Genomic DNA, 17,054 nt, shown 5'->3' on the forward strand with positions numbered 1-17,054 from the left:
TAGCCGCACCCGGCCCTGCACTCGATAGCCGAGGCACCGCCCGGCGGCGGGCCATCACAGGCGTCCTCCGACGTCGAGTCACCACAGGCGAGGCAGACCCCCCACGCACACAGACTCAGGCCGCCCCTCAGTCGCTTGCTCACCAACGTGTCGCCTCCAGGTTCTCGGGGCAGAAGACCACGGAACTCCCGACACAGCCGTCACGATTCGCATGGACAGCGCGGTGCGCGAATGCGGAGACAGGGCGGCCCGGGTATAGGGACATCACCTTGGGGGGATTCCTGGAGCACCGAATGCAGTGGAGAACAGCGGTACTGGCGGCCCTCCTCATGGGGTGCGCCCCCACGTTGAAGCCCCCCGAGACGTCCCTCGCATCCCCGACCGTCGCCGCGTCCACCGCCGTGGTGACGGAGGACATCGAGCGCTTCTGGGTGGCCCACGACGCCGCGGTGGCGACCCCGGATGTCGCCGAGCGCGCCGCCCTCCTCCAGCGCCTCTACATCGACCCGGGGAGCCCCGGGCTGCACGCCCTGATGCAGGCGCGTGACTACACGGCCCAGTCCTACGCGGACGTCATCACCCGCTATCCCAGGTACTGGGCCTCCGTCCGCCCGCTGACGGCGCGGGCCCGGAGCGCGGCCGCGTCGTTGGAGCAGGACCTGGCCACCTTGCGGAAGCTGTATCCCGAGCTGCGGCCCGCCACCATCACCTACGCCATCGGCGCCATGCGCACCGGCGGCACGACGCTCGGCGACAAGGTGCTCATCGGCGCGGAGATTGCGCTCACGGACGAGTCGGTGGACGTGTCCGAGTTCCCCGAGCCGATGAAGACCCGCCTGGGCGCCTTCTTCGCCACGCGCCCCATCGACAACAACGGCCAGAACAACGTCCACGAGTACGTGCACACGCAGCAGCGAGACATGGCGGACGTGCTCGCCTCGCGCGTCGTCTACGAGGGCGTGGCCGAGTTCGTCGCCGAGCAGGTCACCGGCAAGCGCCCCCCGCTGGAGATGTACCGCTACGGCCCCGCGCACGCGGACGCCATCCGCGAACACTTCGTCGCGCAGATGGACGGCGCGTCCCTGACGGACTGGCTCTACAACGCGCCCGCCAACACCTTCGGCGTGTCGGACCTCGGCTACTACGTGGGCTACGAGATTGCCCGGGGCTACCACGCGCGGGCCGCCGACAAGCGCGCGGCCCTCCGGGAGATGATTCAGCTCGACTATGGCGACGTCGCCGCGGTGAAGGCCTTCATCCAGGCCTCCGGTTACTTGCAGCAGTAGCCACGCGGCGCCGCCCTCACTCCCTCCGGGTGGCGGCCTTCGGCGCGGGCTCCTCGCGCAGCACCTGGAGCGCGCGCTCGAGCAGCTCGTCGCGGCCCGCCTGCAGCCCCGCGAGCGTGGGCCGCACCTTCACGTGCGGCTCCAGTCCCTTCTTCTGGAGCTGCCGCCCGTCGCCGTGCAGCACCGCCTGCCCGGTGAAGTAGAAGACCACCCCTCCGGGCAGCAGCGCCCGGGTGACGTCTCCGTCCGTCCCCGTGGTGGGGCTGCCCACGAAGACGGTGTCCGTGGTGGCCGCCAGCAGGAGCCCCGTGTGCTCGGCCTGGCTGATGGCGCGCGCGTCGATGAGCGTCACCGTGCGGCCCCGGTACTTCGGGCCCGGGCGCGCCGGCACGGCGTCACTGGACTTCAGCTGGCTCGAACGCAGGCCCCGCACCAGCGGGCGCTCATACACGGCATACGGACGCGAGCCCTTCACGTCGAGGTACGGCCCGAGCGCCCACATCGTGCCGCGCGGATAGTCCCGCAGGTCGAACACGATGCCGCGCGTGTCCTTCAGCGCCTCGAACATCGCGGGGACCTGCTGCTCCTCCAGCAGCCCCAGGTCCACGAAGCCGATGTTGCCCTCCAACATCCGCCAGGGGCTCCCCACCTGCGCCTGGGGTGGAATCCCGCGCCGATGCGTGCCCTTCACCTCCCGCAAGCCCTGGGGCCCGCGCACGCCCAGCGTGGACACGGTGCCGTCCGGCGCCGACGCCGCGCGGCGCAGGCGGAAGTCCCGCAGCATCTGCGGCGTCGACGCCGCCACGTAGGGCGTGACGCGACGGACCCTCGCCTCGAAGGGCTCGCCATTGAAGGTCTCGATGACATCCCCCACGGCCAGGCCCGGCACGGCCTCCGGGACGAACACCTCCAGCACCACGGCCTTTCCGTCGAGGTCGGTGAGCCAGATGGGCAACGAGGCGCCATAGAAGCGCTCCAGCTCGGGGTGGCCTCGCATCTGGGCGTGCCCGTCCTCGAGCCACGTGGCCGCCTCGACCAACGTCAGCGCATACGCCTGCGCATCCTTCGCGGCCTCCAGCTTCTGGAGCAGCCCGGGCAGCCGCGCCTCCCAGGGACGGCTCAGCAGCGAGTGGTAGGGAAAGAAGAATTGAACCACGCTCCAGAACTTGGCCCCCGCGAGCAGCCGCAGCTCGCGCGAGGGCTGGAGCGCGTCCGGATACGCCGGCTCGGGGCGCCAGGCGGGGACGGGCCTGGCAGACAGTGCCACCGCCGCCGCCTTGGGAGGCCGGTTCGCCAGCGCGAGCACCTGCCGCAGCCCCTCGTCGGGCCCCGTCGTCGTCGCGCGCGCGGGCCGCTTCACGTCCGCCTCGAGCGGCAACACCGGCTCATCCAGGCTCACCAGCGCCTGGAAGCCCTCGCCCAACGGCACGGGGAGCTGGTGATTCAGGGACGCGATGCTCAGCGGCCCCTCGGCCACCAGGAGCGCCTTTCCCTGGGCGCGCAGGGCCAGGATGGCGACATCGAGCGCGGAGTCCTCATCGACCAGGAACACGAGCCGCGCGGGCTTGCGTCCCGGGGTGCCCACAAGCAGCTCACTGGCGGAGGCGACGAGCTCGGTGTGGTAGGTGCCGTCCGTGCCATCCTGCGCGCGCAGCCCCGCGTGGGCCACTTCGCGAAGCCCCGGCACGCTCAGCTCGCCTTCGATGAAGTGCGGCAGCAGCCGCGACGCCACCCACGAGGCGCCATAGCGCTCGAGCCCGCGCATGCGGAGGTCCAGCACCACCGCGCGCGCGCGGGCGGCCTCCGCGTCGAGCGTGGTGCTCAGCTCGCGGAAGGTCGCGAACGCCTCCGGCCCCAGGAGGTTGCGCAGGTCCAGCACCAGGACGTCCTTCTCCCAGCTCTTGAGCGGACGCAGGGCCGGCGCGGGCTCCTTCCGGACGACGGGCGTCTCGGGTTCCACCAGCGTCGCTGGATCACCGAGCACCGCGAGCATCCCCTGCACGGCGGCGGCGTACTCGCGCGCGTCCCTCGAGGCCTCCACCTTGGGGAGCGCGGCGAGGAAGGCCGCGTCCCACTCGGCGGGCATGGAGAAGGCCCAGGGGTGCCGGAAGCGGACATCGCCCCACAGCTTCACCAGCCGCACCCGACGCTCCGCGCGCAGGGCCTCGGTCGTGTCGGCGGTGGTGGCACCGGGCGGCGCCGCCCCCGTGAGACACAGGAGGGCAAGGGACCACAGGGAGATTCGCTGGAGCAGCGCGCGCGTCATCGGGACATCCTCCCGACCTCGGGGTGGAGCTTGCGACCTGCGCGCAGCTCACCCGACTTCGCACGGGTGACGCAACCACCCGGGCTTCGCGCGCCGCTACTTCTTCTTCACCAGCTTCTGGCCCAGCGTGAGCAGGAGCACCAGCACGCCGCCCGCGGCCAGACCCACCGCGCCGTTGAGCAGCATGGGGGCCAGGCCGCCCAGGATGCTGCCCACGCCGGGCGCCGACGAGGCCCAGGCCGTGAACGACTCTTCCATGTGGTGCAGGGTGGAGACGCCGTGCACGAGGATGCCGCCGCCCACCAGGAACATGGCCGCCGTGCCCGCCACGGAGAGGAACTTCATCAGCATCGGCGCCGCGCGGAGGATGCCCGCGCCCAGGCCGCGCTGGAAGCCGCTGGCCTGACGGCTGAGGTAGAGCCCCGCGTCGTCCAGCTTCACGATGCCGGCCACCAGCCCGTACACGCCCACCGTCATGATGAGCGCGATGCCCACCAGCACCGAGACGCGGGTGGCGAAGGTCGCCGCGGCCACGGTGCCCAGGGTGATCGCGATGATTTCGGCGGAGAGGATGAAGTCGGTGCGCACCGCGCCCTTGATCTTGTCCTTCTCCAGCGCCACCAGGTCCACGGCCGGGTTCGCCAGCGCCTCGCGCAGCTCCGCCTTGTGCGCGTCATCCTCCGCGCCGTGCAGGAACTTGTGGGCGATCTTCTCGAAGCCCTCGAAGCACAGGAAGGCGCCGCCCACCATGAGCAGCGGCGTCACCAGCCACGGCGCCAGCGCGCTGATGGCCAGCGCCGCCGGCACCAGGATGGCCTTGTTGACCAGCGAGCCCTTCGCCACCGCCCACACCACCGGCAGCTCGCGGTCCGCGTTCACGCCCGTCACCTGCTGGGCGTTGAGCGCCAGGTCGTCTCCGAGCACGCCTGCCGTCTTCTTCGCCGCCACCTTCGTCAGGATGGAGACGTCATCCAGGATGGTCGCGATGTCGTCGATGAGCGCAATCAGACTGCTGCCGGCCATGAAGTGTCTTCCCGAGGGAGGTGAGGGACGTCGCTGTACCGCCAGGACGGATTAGCACAGCGGGGAGTCCGGGGCACGGCTTCGCGCGGGGCCCTCGGACCTCCCTAAGCAGGCGCCCCGGAACGCGAAAGTCCTCCCCCGGGAAGGCAGGCGAGCACCCCGGGCCGCTTCATCGGCTTGACTATTATTATCTCCGAGTAATAACAGCCCCATGAACGCGGAGGAAGGGCTGGTGGCGCTCGGGTTCACCGAGGTCGAGGCGCGGGTGTACTGCGAGCTGCTGAAGGGGGCGCCGGCCACGGGCTACCGCCTGGCGCAGGCGCTGGGGAAGGCGCCGCCGAGCATCTACCAGGCGCTCGCGTCGCTGGAGCACAAGGGGGCGGTGCTGGTGGAGGAAGGCGAGCCGCGCTCGTTTCGTCCCGTGCCTCCGGACGAGGTGCTCGCCGCGCTGCAGCGGGGCTTCGAGACGCGCAGGAGCGAGGCGGCGAGCGCGCTGCGCAAGCTGCACGCCCCCGCGCAGGACGACCGCATCTACCACCTGAAGAGCACCGCGCAGGTGATGGAGCGCGCGCGGGCGATGATTGCCTCGGCCACCGAGCAGGTGCTCTTCGACCTCTTCCCTCCTCCCTTCACCGCGCTCGTCCCCGCCCTCACGGAGGCGAGCGCGCGCGGCGTGGCCATCGCGGGGCTCGTCTACGACGAGACGCCCAAGGTGGCCTTCGACTGCGTGCTGTCCTCCAACGCGGAGTTCGTGCGCGAGCGCTGGCCGGGCGCGCAGCTCACGCTCGTGGTCGACGCACGCGAGTTCCTGGTCGCGCTGCTCACCCCCGACGGCGCCGGCGTCAAGCAGGCCATCTGGAGCGACAGCGGCTACCTCTCCTGTCTGCAACACAGCGGGCTGTCCGCGGAGGTGCGCCTGAGCGCGCCCCAGGCCACGCGCGCCCGGCTGTCACGCGCCTTCTCCCTCGTCGGCTCGAGCCCGCCCGGACTGCGGCAGCTCGTGGGCCAGCCCTCCACCCCCAAGCGCGGAAACACCCCATGAGACCCCTGCTCCCGCTCCTGTTGGCCCTCGTGCTCCTCCCTCTCACCGCCCCCGCGGACGCGACGCTGACGCTCATCGCGCGTCACCTCGCGTGGCGCGGTGGGGACGCCTTCACGCGCCTGGAGAGCCTCCATGTCCGGGGGAAGACCTCGACCTCCGGGCTCCAGGGGACGATGGAGTCCTGGAGCCATCGCGACGGACGCGTCCGCCACGACGAGGACTTCGGGGTGGTGCGCCACTCGATGGCCTTCACGCCCGAAGGCGGCTGGAAGCTCAACGCCAGCGGTCAGGTGGAGGATGCCTCGCCCACCGACGCCCGCGACGCGCGGCACCAGCTGGCGTTGGAGCTGGGGACCGCGCTGCGAGGGGGCGACGGCGCGAAGCTCGAGCCCCGCGCCGATGAGACGCGGGATGGCCGCGCCTGGAAGGTGGTGCGCGTCACCTTCGGCGACGAGGACCTCTATGACCTGTTCCTCGACGACGCCACTGGAGCGCTCCACGGCCTGCGCATCCGCGAGAACAACGTCACGCGCTTCGTGCGCCTGGGGGACTGGCGGCAGGTGGAGGGCGTGCGCATGCCCTTCCTGGAGGAGGAGCTCACCGACAACCCGGACTCCGACTCGCGCACGGTGGTGGAGACGCTGGAGCTCAACGTGCCCATCGCGCCCGCGGTGTTCGAGCGTCCCCAGGACGTGCGCAAGGCGCGCTTCACGAACGGCCGCCACACCACGGGCTTCCTCCCGTTCGAGTTCTTCGACGACAACCGCGTCTTCATCCCGGCCAGGGTGAACGGCAAGCCGACGCAGGTGCTGCTCGACAGCGGCGCGGAGATGACGGTGGTGGACGCGGCCTACGCCCGCACGCTGGGGCTGAAGACGGAGGGCCAGGTCGCGGCGGTGGGCAGCGGCGGACAGGCGCAGGCCCAGTTCGCGTCGGGCGTGGACATCGGGATGGGCAACCTCAGACTGACGGGGTTGACGGTGGCGGTCATCGACCTGGCCCCCGTCGCGCGGATGCTGGGACACCCGCTGCCCGTCATCCTGGGCAAGGAGGCCTTCCATCAGCTCGTGGTGGACGTGGACTTCCCGAACCGGCGCGTCGCCTTCCACGACCGCGCCCACTTCAAGCCGCCCGCGAAGGCGGTGCGGCTGCCGCTGGTGGAGTCCGCGGGCGGGCAGCGCGCGGTGCAGCTCTCCATCGAGGGCCGGCCCGCCATCCCCGTGCTGTTCGACGTGGGCAACGGCGGCGCGCTCTCGCTCTTCCCCGCGTACTGGGAGGAGGCCCGGCTGCTGGAGGGACGGCCCAGCTCCAAGACGTTGTCCGGCGCCGTGGGCGGCCTGAGGGAGCGCGACGTGGCGACGCTGAAGCGCATCGAGCTGGCGGGCGTCACGCTGGAAAACGTGCCCACGGTGTTCGACGACGCCGGCAACAGCATCTCCACCTCGGACCGGCTGCTCGGCAACCTGGGCCTGGGCGTCCTCGCGCGCTTCCGGATGCTCACCGACTACCAGACGGACACGCTGATGCTCGTGCCCGACGCGCGGGCGCTGCGTCAGCCCTTCCGCAAGGACCGGTCCGGCCTGCTCGTGCTCCCCTCCTCGGAGGGCCGGCTCGAGGTGAAGCTGGTCGCGCCCGGGAGCCCCGCGGAGGCCGCGGGCTGGAAGGTGGGCGAGGAGATTGTCGCCATCGACGGCAAGCCGCTCGGCCCCGACGCGTCGAACCAGGCGCGGTCCAGCTGGCGGTATCGCGCCAGCGGCCAGACGGTGGTCCTCACGGTGAAGGGCGGCAATCAGCGCCGGCTCACCCTGCGCGACTACTACTGACGGCCGGGCGGGCGGCGGTACCCGCACGCGTCGCGGGTGCCCGTCGCCTCGATGACGCACCCGTCGGCGCCGGCTCGTCGAGGGCGCGCAGCTCGGCGGCGTGGTGCTTGCCCCAATCACACAGCGCGCCCACGATGGGCCGCAGGCTGAGCCCCAGCGCGGTGGCCGTGTACACGACGCGCGGCGGCACCTCCGCGAACACCTCGCGCGCGACGACGCCGTGCAGCTCCATCTCGCGCAGCTGCTGCACCAGCACCTTCTGGCTCACGCCCGGAATCACCCGTCGCAGCTCCGACAGCCGCTTGGGTCCCTCGAAGAGGAAGTAGAGGACGAAGATCTTCCAGCGCCCGCCAATCACCTTCAGCGCGCGCTCCGCGGGCACCAGCGGGAGCTCCTTCACGATGGGCATGGTTACCTCCGGGTTCCTAGGGAACGAAGACGTCCGTAGAGGGGGAAAAGGTCTATAGTTCCCGGGACGGGGCGTATTTACAACTCAGGCCAGCAATCACGCGGCACGAGAGAGGAATACGCCCATGTCCGAAGCCACCAGGCAGGTCCCCATCGCCCTCATCACCGGCTCCAGCCGGGGCCTGGGCCGGAGCGCCGCGCTGGCGCTCGCCGAGCGAGGCAGCGACGTCATCGTCACCTACCGCTCGGGGAACAAGGAGGCGGACGAGGTCGTCCAGGCCATCCGGGCCCGGGGGCGCAAGGCCGTCGCCCTGCGGCTGGAGGTCGGCAGGACGGACACCTTCGACGCCTTCGTGTCCCAGGTGCGCGAGGCCCTGAAGCAGACGTGGGGCCGCGAGCGCTTCGAGTCCCTGGTCCACAACGCCGGCGTCGGCGGCTACGCGCCCTTCGTCGAGACGAGCGAGGCCCTGTTCGACGAGCTCTTCGCCGTGCACTTCAAGGGCCCCTTCTTCCTGACGCAGAAGCTCTTGCCCCTGCTCGCCGACGGTGGGCGCATCGTCAACGTGTCGACGGGGCTGGCCCGCTACACCCTCCCGGGGCTCTCGGTCTACTCGGCGGCCAAGGGCGCCCTCGAGGTGCTCACCCGGTCGCTCGCCGTCGAGCTGGGCGCGCGGCGCATCGCGGTGAATGTCGTCGCGCCCGGAGGCATCGTCACCGACTTCGGCGGCGGCGTCATGAAGGACCCCGTCCTCCAGAAGACCGTCATCGAACAGACGCCCATGGGGCGCCTGGGACAGCCCGAGGACGTCGCGGGTGTCATCGCCATGCTGCTCGCGCCGGAGACGGGCTGGGTCACCGGCCAGCGCATCGAGGTCACCGGCGGCTATCGGCTCTGACGGCGCGCGCGAAATAACAAACACCCCAGGCCCGCGTCGTCCAGGTGTGGTGCTCGCGCACGGGGAACAGGCCCCGTCGACGAAGCACCACATCCCGGAGGACGTATGTCCTTGAACGCGTCGAGGCTGTGGAGCTGGAGTCTCGTGGTGGGGTTGGGGCTCGTGGGCTGCGAGGCGGCACCGCCGCCTGGAATGGAGTCGGAGGCCACGCTGGGCGAGTCGGCGAGCGCCGTGGTCATCCCCCCCACCACCTCCTTCGACTGGCCCCCGTTCGCGAACGTGACGGACGTGTCCCTGGGGTCGGGGCATCGCACCGTGGCGGTGGCGCCGGGCAAGCCCTTCTCCCTGTCCACGGACTACTTCGTGGGGGCGGACCCGTGCATCGGGTGCAACAACCAGCTCGTGTTCGGGGTGCAGGATGGCACCGGCGCGTGCGCCTTCGATGGCGTCGGTCCCGTGCAGAGCCACGCTGACGTGGAGCTCATCGCGCCCACGACCCCGGGCATCCACAAGGTGCACGGCAATCACACGCGCGCGCCGGACTGCGCCGCGGCGCTCGGGGCGGCGGTGAGCGGACCGGCCTTCGGGCTCATCGGCGTCTACGCCGACCCGTGGGAGTGGAGCTGGGGCAGGGTCAACAACCTCCGGCTGAACGGGAACAGCTCGCACAAGATCAACGTCTTCCCGGGGGCTCGCGTCGACATCACCACCGACTACAAGCTCGACCCGGGGTCGGGCGGCTGCCCCGGCTGCTGGGCCCAGCTGGTCTTCGGAATCGACCAGGGCTCCAAGACGTGCATCTACAATGGCATGGGCACGACGAGCGCCACGAACAGCACCTTCTCGCTCACCGCGCCCACCCAGCCGGGCCTCTATCCCGTCTGGGCCGCGGCCCAGTGGGCCTTCACCTGCGACCAGGCGCTGTCCTGGTCCAACGGCGGCGCGCCCGTGGCCTTCATCGAAGTGAAGTAGCGGGAGGCTACTCCGAGCGCAGCACCTCGGCCGGGTCCACGCGCGCGGCACGGCGCGCGGGCCCGAAGCTCGCCACCACCGCCAGGGCGGCGAGCAGCGCGCACACCGCCGCCAGCACCAGCGGGTCCGTGGCGCTCACCTCGAAGAGCAGCGCCCCCAGCACCTGCCCCATCAACAGCGCCCCCAAGAGCCCGAGCACGATGCCCAGCCCCGTGAAGCGCAGCGACTGGAGCACCACCATGCCCGCCACCTGCGCCGCGCGGGCTCCCAATGCCAGCCGGATGCCCATCTCCCCGCGCCGCTGGCCCACGATGAAGGCGATGACGCCGTAGAGCCCCACCGCGCTCAAGAGCAGCGCCATCCCCCCGGCGATGCCGAGCAGGAACAGCGTGAAGGACGCCCGCGCCACCGACGGCGACTTCGCCAGCACGCGGTCCATCGTCTGCGCGTTGGCCAGCGGCACCGTGCCGTCCATCTGCGCCAGGATGCGCCGGATTTCGGGCGTGAGCGACTCCGGGCGGGAGGTGGCCATGCGCACCACCACGGCGGGCGAGCGGCGCGGGCCCCACAGCGGCAGGTCCGCGGCCGGCGCGAGCGGGAAGAACACCGCCTCCGACGGCGCCTGGTCCAACCCCTGGGCCCGCAGCGGCCCCGTCACGCCGACGACCTTGTAGAACGGCGGACCGAAGCCGTTGCCCCGGAGGCCCTTGCCCAGCGGGTCCTGCCCCGGCCAGAGCCGCTCGGCGAGCGCCTGCGTCACCACCACCCCATCCGACTTCTGCTCCAGGTCATCCCACGTCAGCTCGCGCCCCTGCACCAGCGGGATGCCCAGGGCCTTGAAGTACCCGGGCGCCACGCCGGGCGTGGTGACGCAGGGCATCTTGGAGGGCTCCTGGGACATCCCCTCGACGGCCAGGGCGGCGCAGCCTCCGAAGCGGCCCAGCGGCAGGTGCGTGGACAGGCTGGCGCTCTTCACCCCGGGCAGCGCCTCGATGCGCGACAGCAGCTCACCGTAGAAGCGGTTCACCTCGTCGTAGCCCGTGTAGCGCGTGCGAGGCAGCACGATGTCGAACGTGAGCACGTCGCGCGAGTCCAGCCCCGGGTCCACCCGGTGCAGCGTCCAGTAGCTGCGCAGCATCAACCCCGCGGCGGCCAGCAGCACCACCGCCAGCCCCACCTGCCCCACCACCATCCCTCCGCGCACGGCCTGGCTGCGGCGCGAGGACGTCAGCCCCCGACCCGACTCGCGCAGCCGCGCCAGCGCCTTGTCCCCCCCGAGCAGCGGGAAGAGCCCGAAGACGACGCCCGCCAGCAGCGCCAGCCCTCCGGCGAACACCCCGCCGCGCCAGTCCAGGCCAATCTCCCGCAGACGCGGAAGCCCCGAGGGCTCCATCGAGACCAGCAGGCTCAGCGCCCCGTGCGCGAGCACGAGCCCCAGCCCGGCGGCGACGCCACACAACAGCAGGCTCTCCGTGAGCGCATGCCAGGCCAGGTCCCGCCGGCCGGCGCCCAGCGCGGTGCGCACCGCCAGCTCCCGGGAGCGCGCCTCCGAGCGCACGAGGAAGAGGTTGGCGACATTGGCGCACGCGATGAGCAGCACCAGCGCCACCGAGCCCAGGAGGATCCACAACACGCGGTCCGCGTCCCCGACCACGTGCCGGGCCAGGGGCGACACCCGGGTGGTGAAGCCCGTGTCCCGCATGAAGCTCTCGGTGTACGCGAGCGGGAAGAGCTCCGGCAGGCGCGTGGTCAGCGTGGCGAGCTCGGCCCGAGCCTGCTCCAGCGTGACGCCGTCCTTCAGCCGGCCCGCGGCCCGGACCCAGTGCGAGTTCTCCGGCGGGCTCGTCGGGTCCAGTTGCAGCGGCCGCCACAGGTCCACGGTGTCATCCGGCAGGTGGAGGCCCGGCGCCATGACGCCGATGACCTCCGTGGGCTCGTCATCCAGCCGTATCGACGTGCCCAGCACCTTCGGGTCCGCGCCGTACTGCCGCACCCAGAAGTCGTAGCCGAGCACCACGGTGCGGGGCGCGCCGGGCACATCCACCTCCGGGGTGATGATGCGGCCGAGCGCGGGCCGCGCGCGCAGCACGTCCATCAGGCTGGCCGACACCAGCGCCACGTCCACGCGCAGCGCGCCCTCCTCGGCGGCGAGGCTGCCGTTGGACGTGTCGAGCGCCCCCAGGGACGCGAAGCCGCGGGCCTCCTTCTGGAAGTGGTGGTAGCCGGCCACGGACAGGTCCCACCGGGCCTCCGGCGCGAGCCTCGGCACCGGGCTGTCCAGCCACACCAGCCGCTCCGGGTCCGCGTACGGCAGCGGGCGCAGCACCACCGCGTCCACCACGGAGAACAGCGCCGTCGTCGCCCCCAACCCGAGCGCGAGGGTGAGCACCGCCATCACCGCGAAGGACGGGCTGCGCGCCAGCGAGCGCAGCGCCTGGCGCGTCTCGCGCGCCACCATGTCCCAGAGCTCCGTGCGGCGCGTCTGTCGTGCCATGCGCTCGTCAATCACGTGGGTCTCCTCGCGGTAGGTCTTCACATCACCGAAGCGCGCGAGCGCCTCCGCGCGCGCCGCCTCGGGGGTCATTCCCCGGGCCACGTACTCCTCGGTGCGCATGGCGAGGTGGAACTCCAGCTCCTCCGCCACGTCGTCCTCCAGCTGCCCGCGACGCACGAGCGCGCGCAGCGCGTGATAGCGGTCCTTCATCCAGCGCATGGGACGCGGTCCTTTCCTCAGGCGCCCTGCATCACGGGCCGGGCCTGGAGCACCTTCGACACGGCCTCGGTCATCCGCTCCCAGGAGGAGGCCTCCTGCGCGAGCTGCCTGCGGCCCTCCGCCGTCAGCGTGTAGAACTTCGCGCGGCGGTTGTTCTCGGACACACCCCAGTCCGCCTTCACCCAGCCCCGCTTCGTCATGCGGTGCAGCGCCGGGTACAGCGAGCCCTCCTCCACCCGCAGCGCGTCATCCGTCGTGCGCTGGAGCCAGCTCGCCACCGCGTAGCCATGCATGGGCCCGCCGGTCAGCGTCTTGAGGATGAGCATGTCCAACGTGCCCTGCAGCAGCTCGGTCTGCATCGTGTCCCCTAGAATGTCTAGGGGTAGATAACGCCGCTCCCCTAGAACGTCAAGGGGAGCGGGTGTCGGCGCGCAGGGCGTCGAGCTGCGCATGCGCCACGCGGCGTCGGAGTCTACGCCCGAACCCGGCCGCCTCCGAGCGGGTGCAGCCAACGGGCACCGGCGTGCAGCCAACGGGCCCGCCCGCCTGCCCTCCGCGTCATGCCTGCCGGCGGGTGAACACGCCCAGCTTGTCGCGATTCCACGCGTTGATGGTCAGCGAGGCGGCCCGGTTGCGCGCGAAGGTGAAGATGGCGCCGGAGAACCCGGAGGCGTTCTCTCCCGTGGTCTGGAAGAAGAACTCGTCGCCGCTGTAGTGCATGAGCGGGAAGCGCTTGCCCGCGGGCCCCACGGTGAAGGACAGCACGCCCTGCTGGAGCGACACGGTGAGGTCGCCGTAGACGCGGTTCGGGTACGTGCCGACGTAGGCGCCCAGGTTTCGCGGCGGCGTCGGATTCACCGCGGGCCGCGAGTACTTCGTCTGGTCCTCGGTGACGGGCTCGGACACGATGGGCCCCAGGTAGGCGAGCCAGTTCCGCGTCGAGGCGTTGTAGCGGACGATGTCCACGAACTCGGCGGCGATGGCCTCCGGCAGTCCCCGAGGGTCCGCGTTCGTCAGCACGGCGATGCCCAGCTTCTTCGACGGGTACAGGAGGATGCTCGTCGCGGCGCCGCGCCCGAAGGCCCCCGAGTGGCTCAGCCGCAGCTCCCCGGTGTTCTCGTAGTCGACGTTCCAGCCCAGGCCGTAGAAGCCGCTGCGACCTCCGAGCTCCTCGGGCCCATGCGTGACGCTCTGGGGGCGCCAGATGGCTTGCAGGCCCGCGGTGTCCACGAGCGGCCCCTGGAGGCCCGGGACGACGCCGCCCGCGAGCAGCATCGTCAGCCACCGGGCCAGGTCTCGCACCGACGCGTTGGCGCCCCCCGCGGGCGCCTGGCCGTCATTGTTCGCGCCCAGGTCCGGCGTCCACCGACCGTTCACCAGCGTGTGCAGCGCCGCGCGGTTCTTGCTCGCCTGCAGCTCCGCGAAGGAATAGTTCGCGCTGGTCATCCCCAAGGGAGCGAAGAGCACCTCGCGCGCCAGGTCTCCCCACGAGCGCCCCGTGGACGCGGCGAACGCCACCGCGCCGGCCGTGAGCCCGTAGTTCGTATAGGCATACGTGTCGCGGAAGCGTGACAGGGGATACAGCGCGAGCTTCGAGATGATCTGCTCGCCGGTGTAGCCGAGGTCCTCGAGCAGATCGCCCGCATGGTCCGGCAGGCCGCTGCGATGCGAGAACATGTCGGCGACGGTGACGTGCTGGCCCACCCACGGGTCCGCCAGGGTGAAGCCGGGGCGCAGCGACTGGAGCGTGTCGTTCCAGCCCTGCCCCTTGGACAACTGCCGCGTCAGGGCGGCCGCAATCACCGTGGAGCTCAAGGGCTTGGAGACGGAGGCGAGTTGGAAGACGGTGTCCGGGTCGACGTCACCCGCGACTCCCGCCTGCTTCTCCCCGATGCCCTTCAGGTAGCGGACGACGCCGTCGTACACCACGGCGACCGCGATGCCCGGGACGGTGGTGGCCGCCTTGTCCTTCTTGATGATGTCCTCGAGCACCGCCAGCGCGCGTGTCACCCCCTCCGCGGTGATTTCGCCACACGCCGGTACCGGCGCGGCCGTGGCCCCACGAGAGACCTGCGCGGGCACGGCGGCCTGGGCCATCGAGGGTCCTCCCGTCACGGCCACCCCGACACCCGCGGCGCCGAGCCCCCGCAACACCGCCCTGCGCGGCAACCCCGGTGTCGAGCCGTTCACATCGTCCTGCGCCATGTCGGCCTCCTCGGTCTGACGTCGAAGAGGTTTCGACGAACCGGCCGCGCGGAGGGTGGGAGGCAGCAGGCACCCGCGCAACGTCCCGAAGTCCAGTTGCGCGGCGCGCACCCTCGAAGCGGGGCCTCACGTTGACTTTATATACGGCATATATAAATCATCCTGGAAACGAGTCATGGGGCCGACGACGTGGCCCGGGAGAGAGACGCATGGCGGAGCGCTGGCTTCTCCAGGGGGCGACGGTGGTGACGGGAGACCCCGAGCACGAAGACCTCCCGTGCGGTGACCTCCTCATCGAGGACGGCCTCATCGTCGCGATGGGGCGCGGCTTGAGCACGGAGGGATGTCAGGTGCTGCCGCTGACCGGGAAGCTGGTGATGCCGGGGCTCATCGACACGCATCGACACACCTGGCAGACGCCGCTGCGGGGGCTGGGCGCGGACTGGACGGTGATGGACTACCTTGCCGCGGTCCGCGTGAAGCTCTCCCCGGTGTTCCGCCCCGAGGACCTCCATGCGGGGACGCTCGCGGGGGCGCTCGAGGCGCTCGACGCGGGCATCACCACGCTGGTCGACTACTCGCACTGCATCAGCTCGCCGGAGCACGCGGACGCGGCGCTCCAGGGGCTCCAGGACTCCGGCATCCAGGCCCTCTTCGCCTACGGCTTCGCGCCGGGCCCCACGCCGAGCCCGGCCTTCCCTTCCCTCGAACATCGCTTCGCGGATGCGCGCCGACTGCGAGCCGGCCCCCTGTCCTCGGACTCCAGCCGGGTGCGCCTGGGCATCGCGCTCACCGAGATGCAGGTCCCCTGGGAGCAGAGCCGCGCGGAGGTGCACACGGCGCGCGCGCTGGGAGTCCCCATCAGCCTGCATTGCTCGGCGTGGCCCGTCACGGGGCCGAGCGAGGTCGAACAGCTGGCGCGTGAAGGGCTGCTCGGCCCGGACCTCCTCTTCGTGCACTGCACGTTCAGCAGTGACGAGGACCTGGCGCGCATCGCGAACAACGGCGGCTCCATCAGCGCGACGCCGGAGTCGGAGCTGCAGATGGGCATGGGGTTCCCCATTGTCGGGCGCGCCCTGCGCGCGGGGGTGAGGACCACACTGGGCTGTGACGTCGTGGCGAGCAACGGGGGTGAGCTGTTCACGGCGATGCGGCTCGCGCTCCAGTCGGAGCGGGGACGCGCGAACGCGCTCGCGGGACTGCCTCGACGCCTGGACCTGAAGGCCCGCCAGCTGCTTCGCATGGTGACGCAGGACGCGGCGGACGCCATCGGCCTGGGGGCCGTCACGGGCTCACTGCGCCCCGGGAAGCAGGCGGACCTGGTCGTGCTCTCGGCGGACTCGCTGAACCTGAGCCCGCTGGGGGCTCCGCGAGACGCCATCGTGATGCAGGCGCATGCGGGAAATGTCGAGTCGGTGATGGTGCGCGGAAAGCTCGTGAAGCACCGAGGCGTCCTCCTGGGGACGGAGGTGTCCGGTGTCCGACGCCAGGTGCTGCGGGCCCGCGACGCGGTGCTCGAGCGGGTCGGCGGGATGTCGGCGCTCCTCGCCGAACACGCGAGGCTGGAGGAGCACTGGGACCTGGGCGCGGGACGTGCACCCGGCACGACTGTCACGCGCTGACGACACGAGGCCCAGAAGCCGGTTGCGCGCCCCTGGAAGCCGACTACGTTCGCGGGAGTGAAGACCCCCAAACCGAGAGGGCGGCCTCCTCGGCTGTCCGGTCCGCTCGTCATCGAGACGGCCGCGAAGCTCGTGCGGGAGAACGGGCTGCGAAACCTCTCGATGCGCGCGCTGGCGGACAGGCTCGGCGCGACGCCCATGGCCTTCTACCACCACGTCGGAGACCGCGACGCGCTGGTGGCCCACGTGGTGGAGCACATCTTCGAGCAGCTCGTGCTCCCCGACGCCAGCCTCGCGCCGCTGGACTGGCTGCGTGAAGTGGCGATGCGGGTGCGCGCGCTGGGGCTGGAGCATCGAGGGGTGATGGACTTCCTCCTGGAAGAAGGGCCCGCGGTGCACGGGGCGCTGGTCGTCCTGGACAGAACCGTCACGAAGCTGCACGAGGCGGGCGTGCCGTGGCACGAGGCGGGGGACCTGCACAACACGTTCTTCTCCTGGCTCGCGGGCACCATCCGTCGCCAGGAGCAGTGGGCCGCGAGGCAGGAGGATGCGCCCCCTCCCCTCCAGCGCTTCCACGCCGCCGCCCTCGCGCTCCCAGCCAAGGACTACCCGGGTGTGGCGCAGACGCTGACGCGCATGCGGACCCTCGATGTCGAGGCCGAGTTCCAGAACAGCCTCGACTTCATGCTGGAGGGAATCGGCCGACGACTGGAGCAACACCGCGCCAGGAAGCCCCGGGGGCGATAGTCGGACGGCTCAACGTTTGAAGCCGACGTCCAGGGCGCGGACGAACGGCGG

13 protein-coding genes are annotated in these 17,054 nt (G+C 71.4%); 7 read left to right on the forward strand and 6 right to left on the reverse strand.

Annotated features, from left to right (window positions below):
• Positions 1-293 precede the first annotated feature (293 nt).
• Positions 294-1,286, forward strand: coding sequence for a DUF2268 domain-containing putative Zn-dependent protease (locus VZQ01_RS09165; protein WP_426747578.1), 993 nt, complete (start codon positions 294-296; stop codon positions 1,284-1,286).
• A 16-nt stretch (positions 1,287-1,302) separates the two neighbouring features.
• On the opposite strand, the gene VZQ01_RS09170 is transcribed toward VZQ01_RS09165, so the two are convergent.
• Positions 1,303-3,552 (reverse strand): S41 family peptidase, encoded by a 2,250-nt coding sequence (locus VZQ01_RS09170; RefSeq protein ID WP_426747579.1) that lies wholly within the window; start codon positions 3,550-3,552, stop codon positions 1,303-1,305.
• 96 nt (positions 3,553-3,648) lie between these two features.
• Entirely contained in the window at positions 3,649-4,575 is a 927-nt protein-coding gene (locus VZQ01_RS09175) for a DUF808 domain-containing protein (protein WP_426747580.1), read from the reverse strand.
• Positions 4,576-4,786: 211 nt separating this feature from the next.
• Between VZQ01_RS09175 and VZQ01_RS09180 the strand changes: the two genes are divergently transcribed.
• Both VZQ01_RS09180 and VZQ01_RS09185 read left to right on the forward strand, forming a co-directional pair.
• Positions 4,787-5,617, forward strand: coding sequence for a TrmB family transcriptional regulator (locus VZQ01_RS09180; RefSeq protein ID WP_426747582.1), 831 nt, complete (start codon positions 4,787-4,789; stop codon positions 5,615-5,617).
• A complete protein-coding gene (locus VZQ01_RS09185; protein ID WP_426747583.1) occupies positions 5,614-7,440 on the forward strand; it encodes a retropepsin-like aspartic protease in 1,827 nt (608 codons plus the stop codon). Before VZQ01_RS09180 ends, VZQ01_RS09185 begins: the two co-directional genes overlap by 4 nt.
• Here VZQ01_RS09185 and VZQ01_RS09190 read toward each other — a convergent pair.
• Entirely contained in the window at positions 7,418-7,849 is a 432-nt protein-coding gene (locus VZQ01_RS09190; RefSeq protein WP_223750247.1) for a winged helix-turn-helix transcriptional regulator, read from the reverse strand. The two genes, VZQ01_RS09185 and VZQ01_RS09190, sit on opposite strands and share 23 nt — an antisense overlap.
• Positions 7,850-7,973: 124 nt before the next feature.
• Between VZQ01_RS09190 and VZQ01_RS09195 the strand changes: the two genes are divergently transcribed.
• Positions 7,974-8,744, forward strand: a complete 771-nt coding sequence (locus VZQ01_RS09195; protein ID WP_426747584.1) for an SDR family NAD(P)-dependent oxidoreductase — start codon at positions 7,974-7,976, stop codon at positions 8,742-8,744.
• Between the two features lie 105 nt (positions 8,745-8,849).
• Positions 8,850-9,716 (forward strand): hypothetical protein, encoded by an 867-nt coding sequence (locus VZQ01_RS09200; RefSeq protein WP_408891311.1) that lies wholly within the window; start codon positions 8,850-8,852, stop codon positions 9,714-9,716.
• Positions 9,717-9,723: 7 nt separating this feature from the next.
• On the opposite strand, the gene VZQ01_RS09205 is transcribed toward VZQ01_RS09200, so the two are convergent.
• The 3 genes from VZQ01_RS09205 to VZQ01_RS09215 all read right to left on the reverse strand — a co-directional run bounded on the left by VZQ01_RS09205 (position 9,724) and on the right by VZQ01_RS09215 (position 14,634).
• Complete coding sequence (locus VZQ01_RS09205; RefSeq protein ID WP_426747585.1) at positions 9,724-12,429, reverse strand: ABC transporter permease; 2,706 nt, start codon at positions 12,427-12,429, stop codon at positions 9,724-9,726.
• A 17-nt stretch (positions 12,430-12,446) separates the two neighbouring features.
• On the reverse strand, positions 12,447-12,788 hold the full coding sequence (locus tag VZQ01_RS09210; RefSeq protein ID WP_223785471.1) for a PadR family transcriptional regulator: 342 nt from the start codon (positions 12,786-12,788) through the stop codon (positions 12,447-12,449).
• A gap of 199 nt (positions 12,789-12,987) precedes the next feature.
• Positions 12,988-14,634, reverse strand: coding sequence for a serine hydrolase (locus VZQ01_RS09215; protein WP_426747587.1), 1,647 nt, complete (start codon positions 14,632-14,634; stop codon positions 12,988-12,990).
• A 209-nt stretch (positions 14,635-14,843) separates the two neighbouring features.
• On the opposite strand from VZQ01_RS09215, the gene VZQ01_RS09220 reads away from it, so the two are divergent.
• Both VZQ01_RS09220 and VZQ01_RS09225 read left to right on the forward strand, forming a co-directional pair.
• Entirely contained in the window at positions 14,844-16,256 is a 1,413-nt protein-coding gene (locus tag VZQ01_RS09220) for an amidohydrolase family protein (protein ID WP_426747588.1), read from the forward strand.
• 57 nt (positions 16,257-16,313) lie between these two features.
• Positions 16,314-17,003, forward strand: coding sequence for a TetR/AcrR family transcriptional regulator (locus VZQ01_RS09225; protein WP_267697365.1), 690 nt, complete (start codon positions 16,314-16,316; stop codon positions 17,001-17,003).
• The last annotated feature ends 51 nt before the right edge of the window (positions 17,004-17,054 follow it).

Source organism: Myxococcus faecalis, from assembly GCF_050039385.1.
Taxonomy (GTDB): domain Bacteria; phylum Myxococcota; class Myxococcia; order Myxococcales; family Myxococcaceae; genus Myxococcus; species Myxococcus fulvus.

Coding starts and splice junctions, on each gene's coding strand:
- VZQ01_RS09165 (WP_426747578.1), top strand. CDS start 294: ATGCAGTGGAGAACAGCGGTACTGGCGGCCCTCCTCATGGGGTGCGCC.
- VZQ01_RS09170 (WP_426747579.1), bottom strand. CDS start 3,552: ATGACGCGCGCGCTGCTCCAGCGAATCTCCCTGTGGTCCCTTGCCCTC.
- VZQ01_RS09175 (WP_426747580.1), bottom strand. CDS start 4,575: ATGGCCGGCAGCAGTCTGATTGCGCTCATCGACGACATCGCGACCATC.
- VZQ01_RS09180 (WP_426747582.1), top strand. CDS start 4,787: ATGAACGCGGAGGAAGGGCTGGTGGCGCTCGGGTTCACCGAGGTCGAG.
- VZQ01_RS09185 (WP_426747583.1), top strand. CDS start 5,614: ATGAGACCCCTGCTCCCGCTCCTGTTGGCCCTCGTGCTCCTCCCTCTC.
- VZQ01_RS09190 (WP_223750247.1), bottom strand. CDS start 7,849: ATGCCCATCGTGAAGGAGCTCCCGCTGGTGCCCGCGGAGCGCGCGCTG.
- VZQ01_RS09195 (WP_426747584.1), top strand. CDS start 7,974: ATGTCCGAAGCCACCAGGCAGGTCCCCATCGCCCTCATCACCGGCTCC.
- VZQ01_RS09200 (WP_408891311.1), top strand. CDS start 8,850: ATGTCCTTGAACGCGTCGAGGCTGTGGAGCTGGAGTCTCGTGGTGGGG.
- VZQ01_RS09205 (WP_426747585.1), bottom strand. CDS start 12,429: ATGCGCTGGATGAAGGACCGCTATCACGCGCTGCGCGCGCTCGTGCGT.
- VZQ01_RS09210 (WP_223785471.1), bottom strand. CDS start 12,788: ATGCAGACCGAGCTGCTGCAGGGCACGTTGGACATGCTCATCCTCAAG.
- VZQ01_RS09215 (WP_426747587.1), bottom strand. CDS start 14,634: ATGGCGCAGGACGATGTGAACGGCTCGACACCGGGGTTGCCGCGCAGG.
- VZQ01_RS09220 (WP_426747588.1), top strand. CDS start 14,844: ATGGCGGAGCGCTGGCTTCTCCAGGGGGCGACGGTGGTGACGGGAGAC.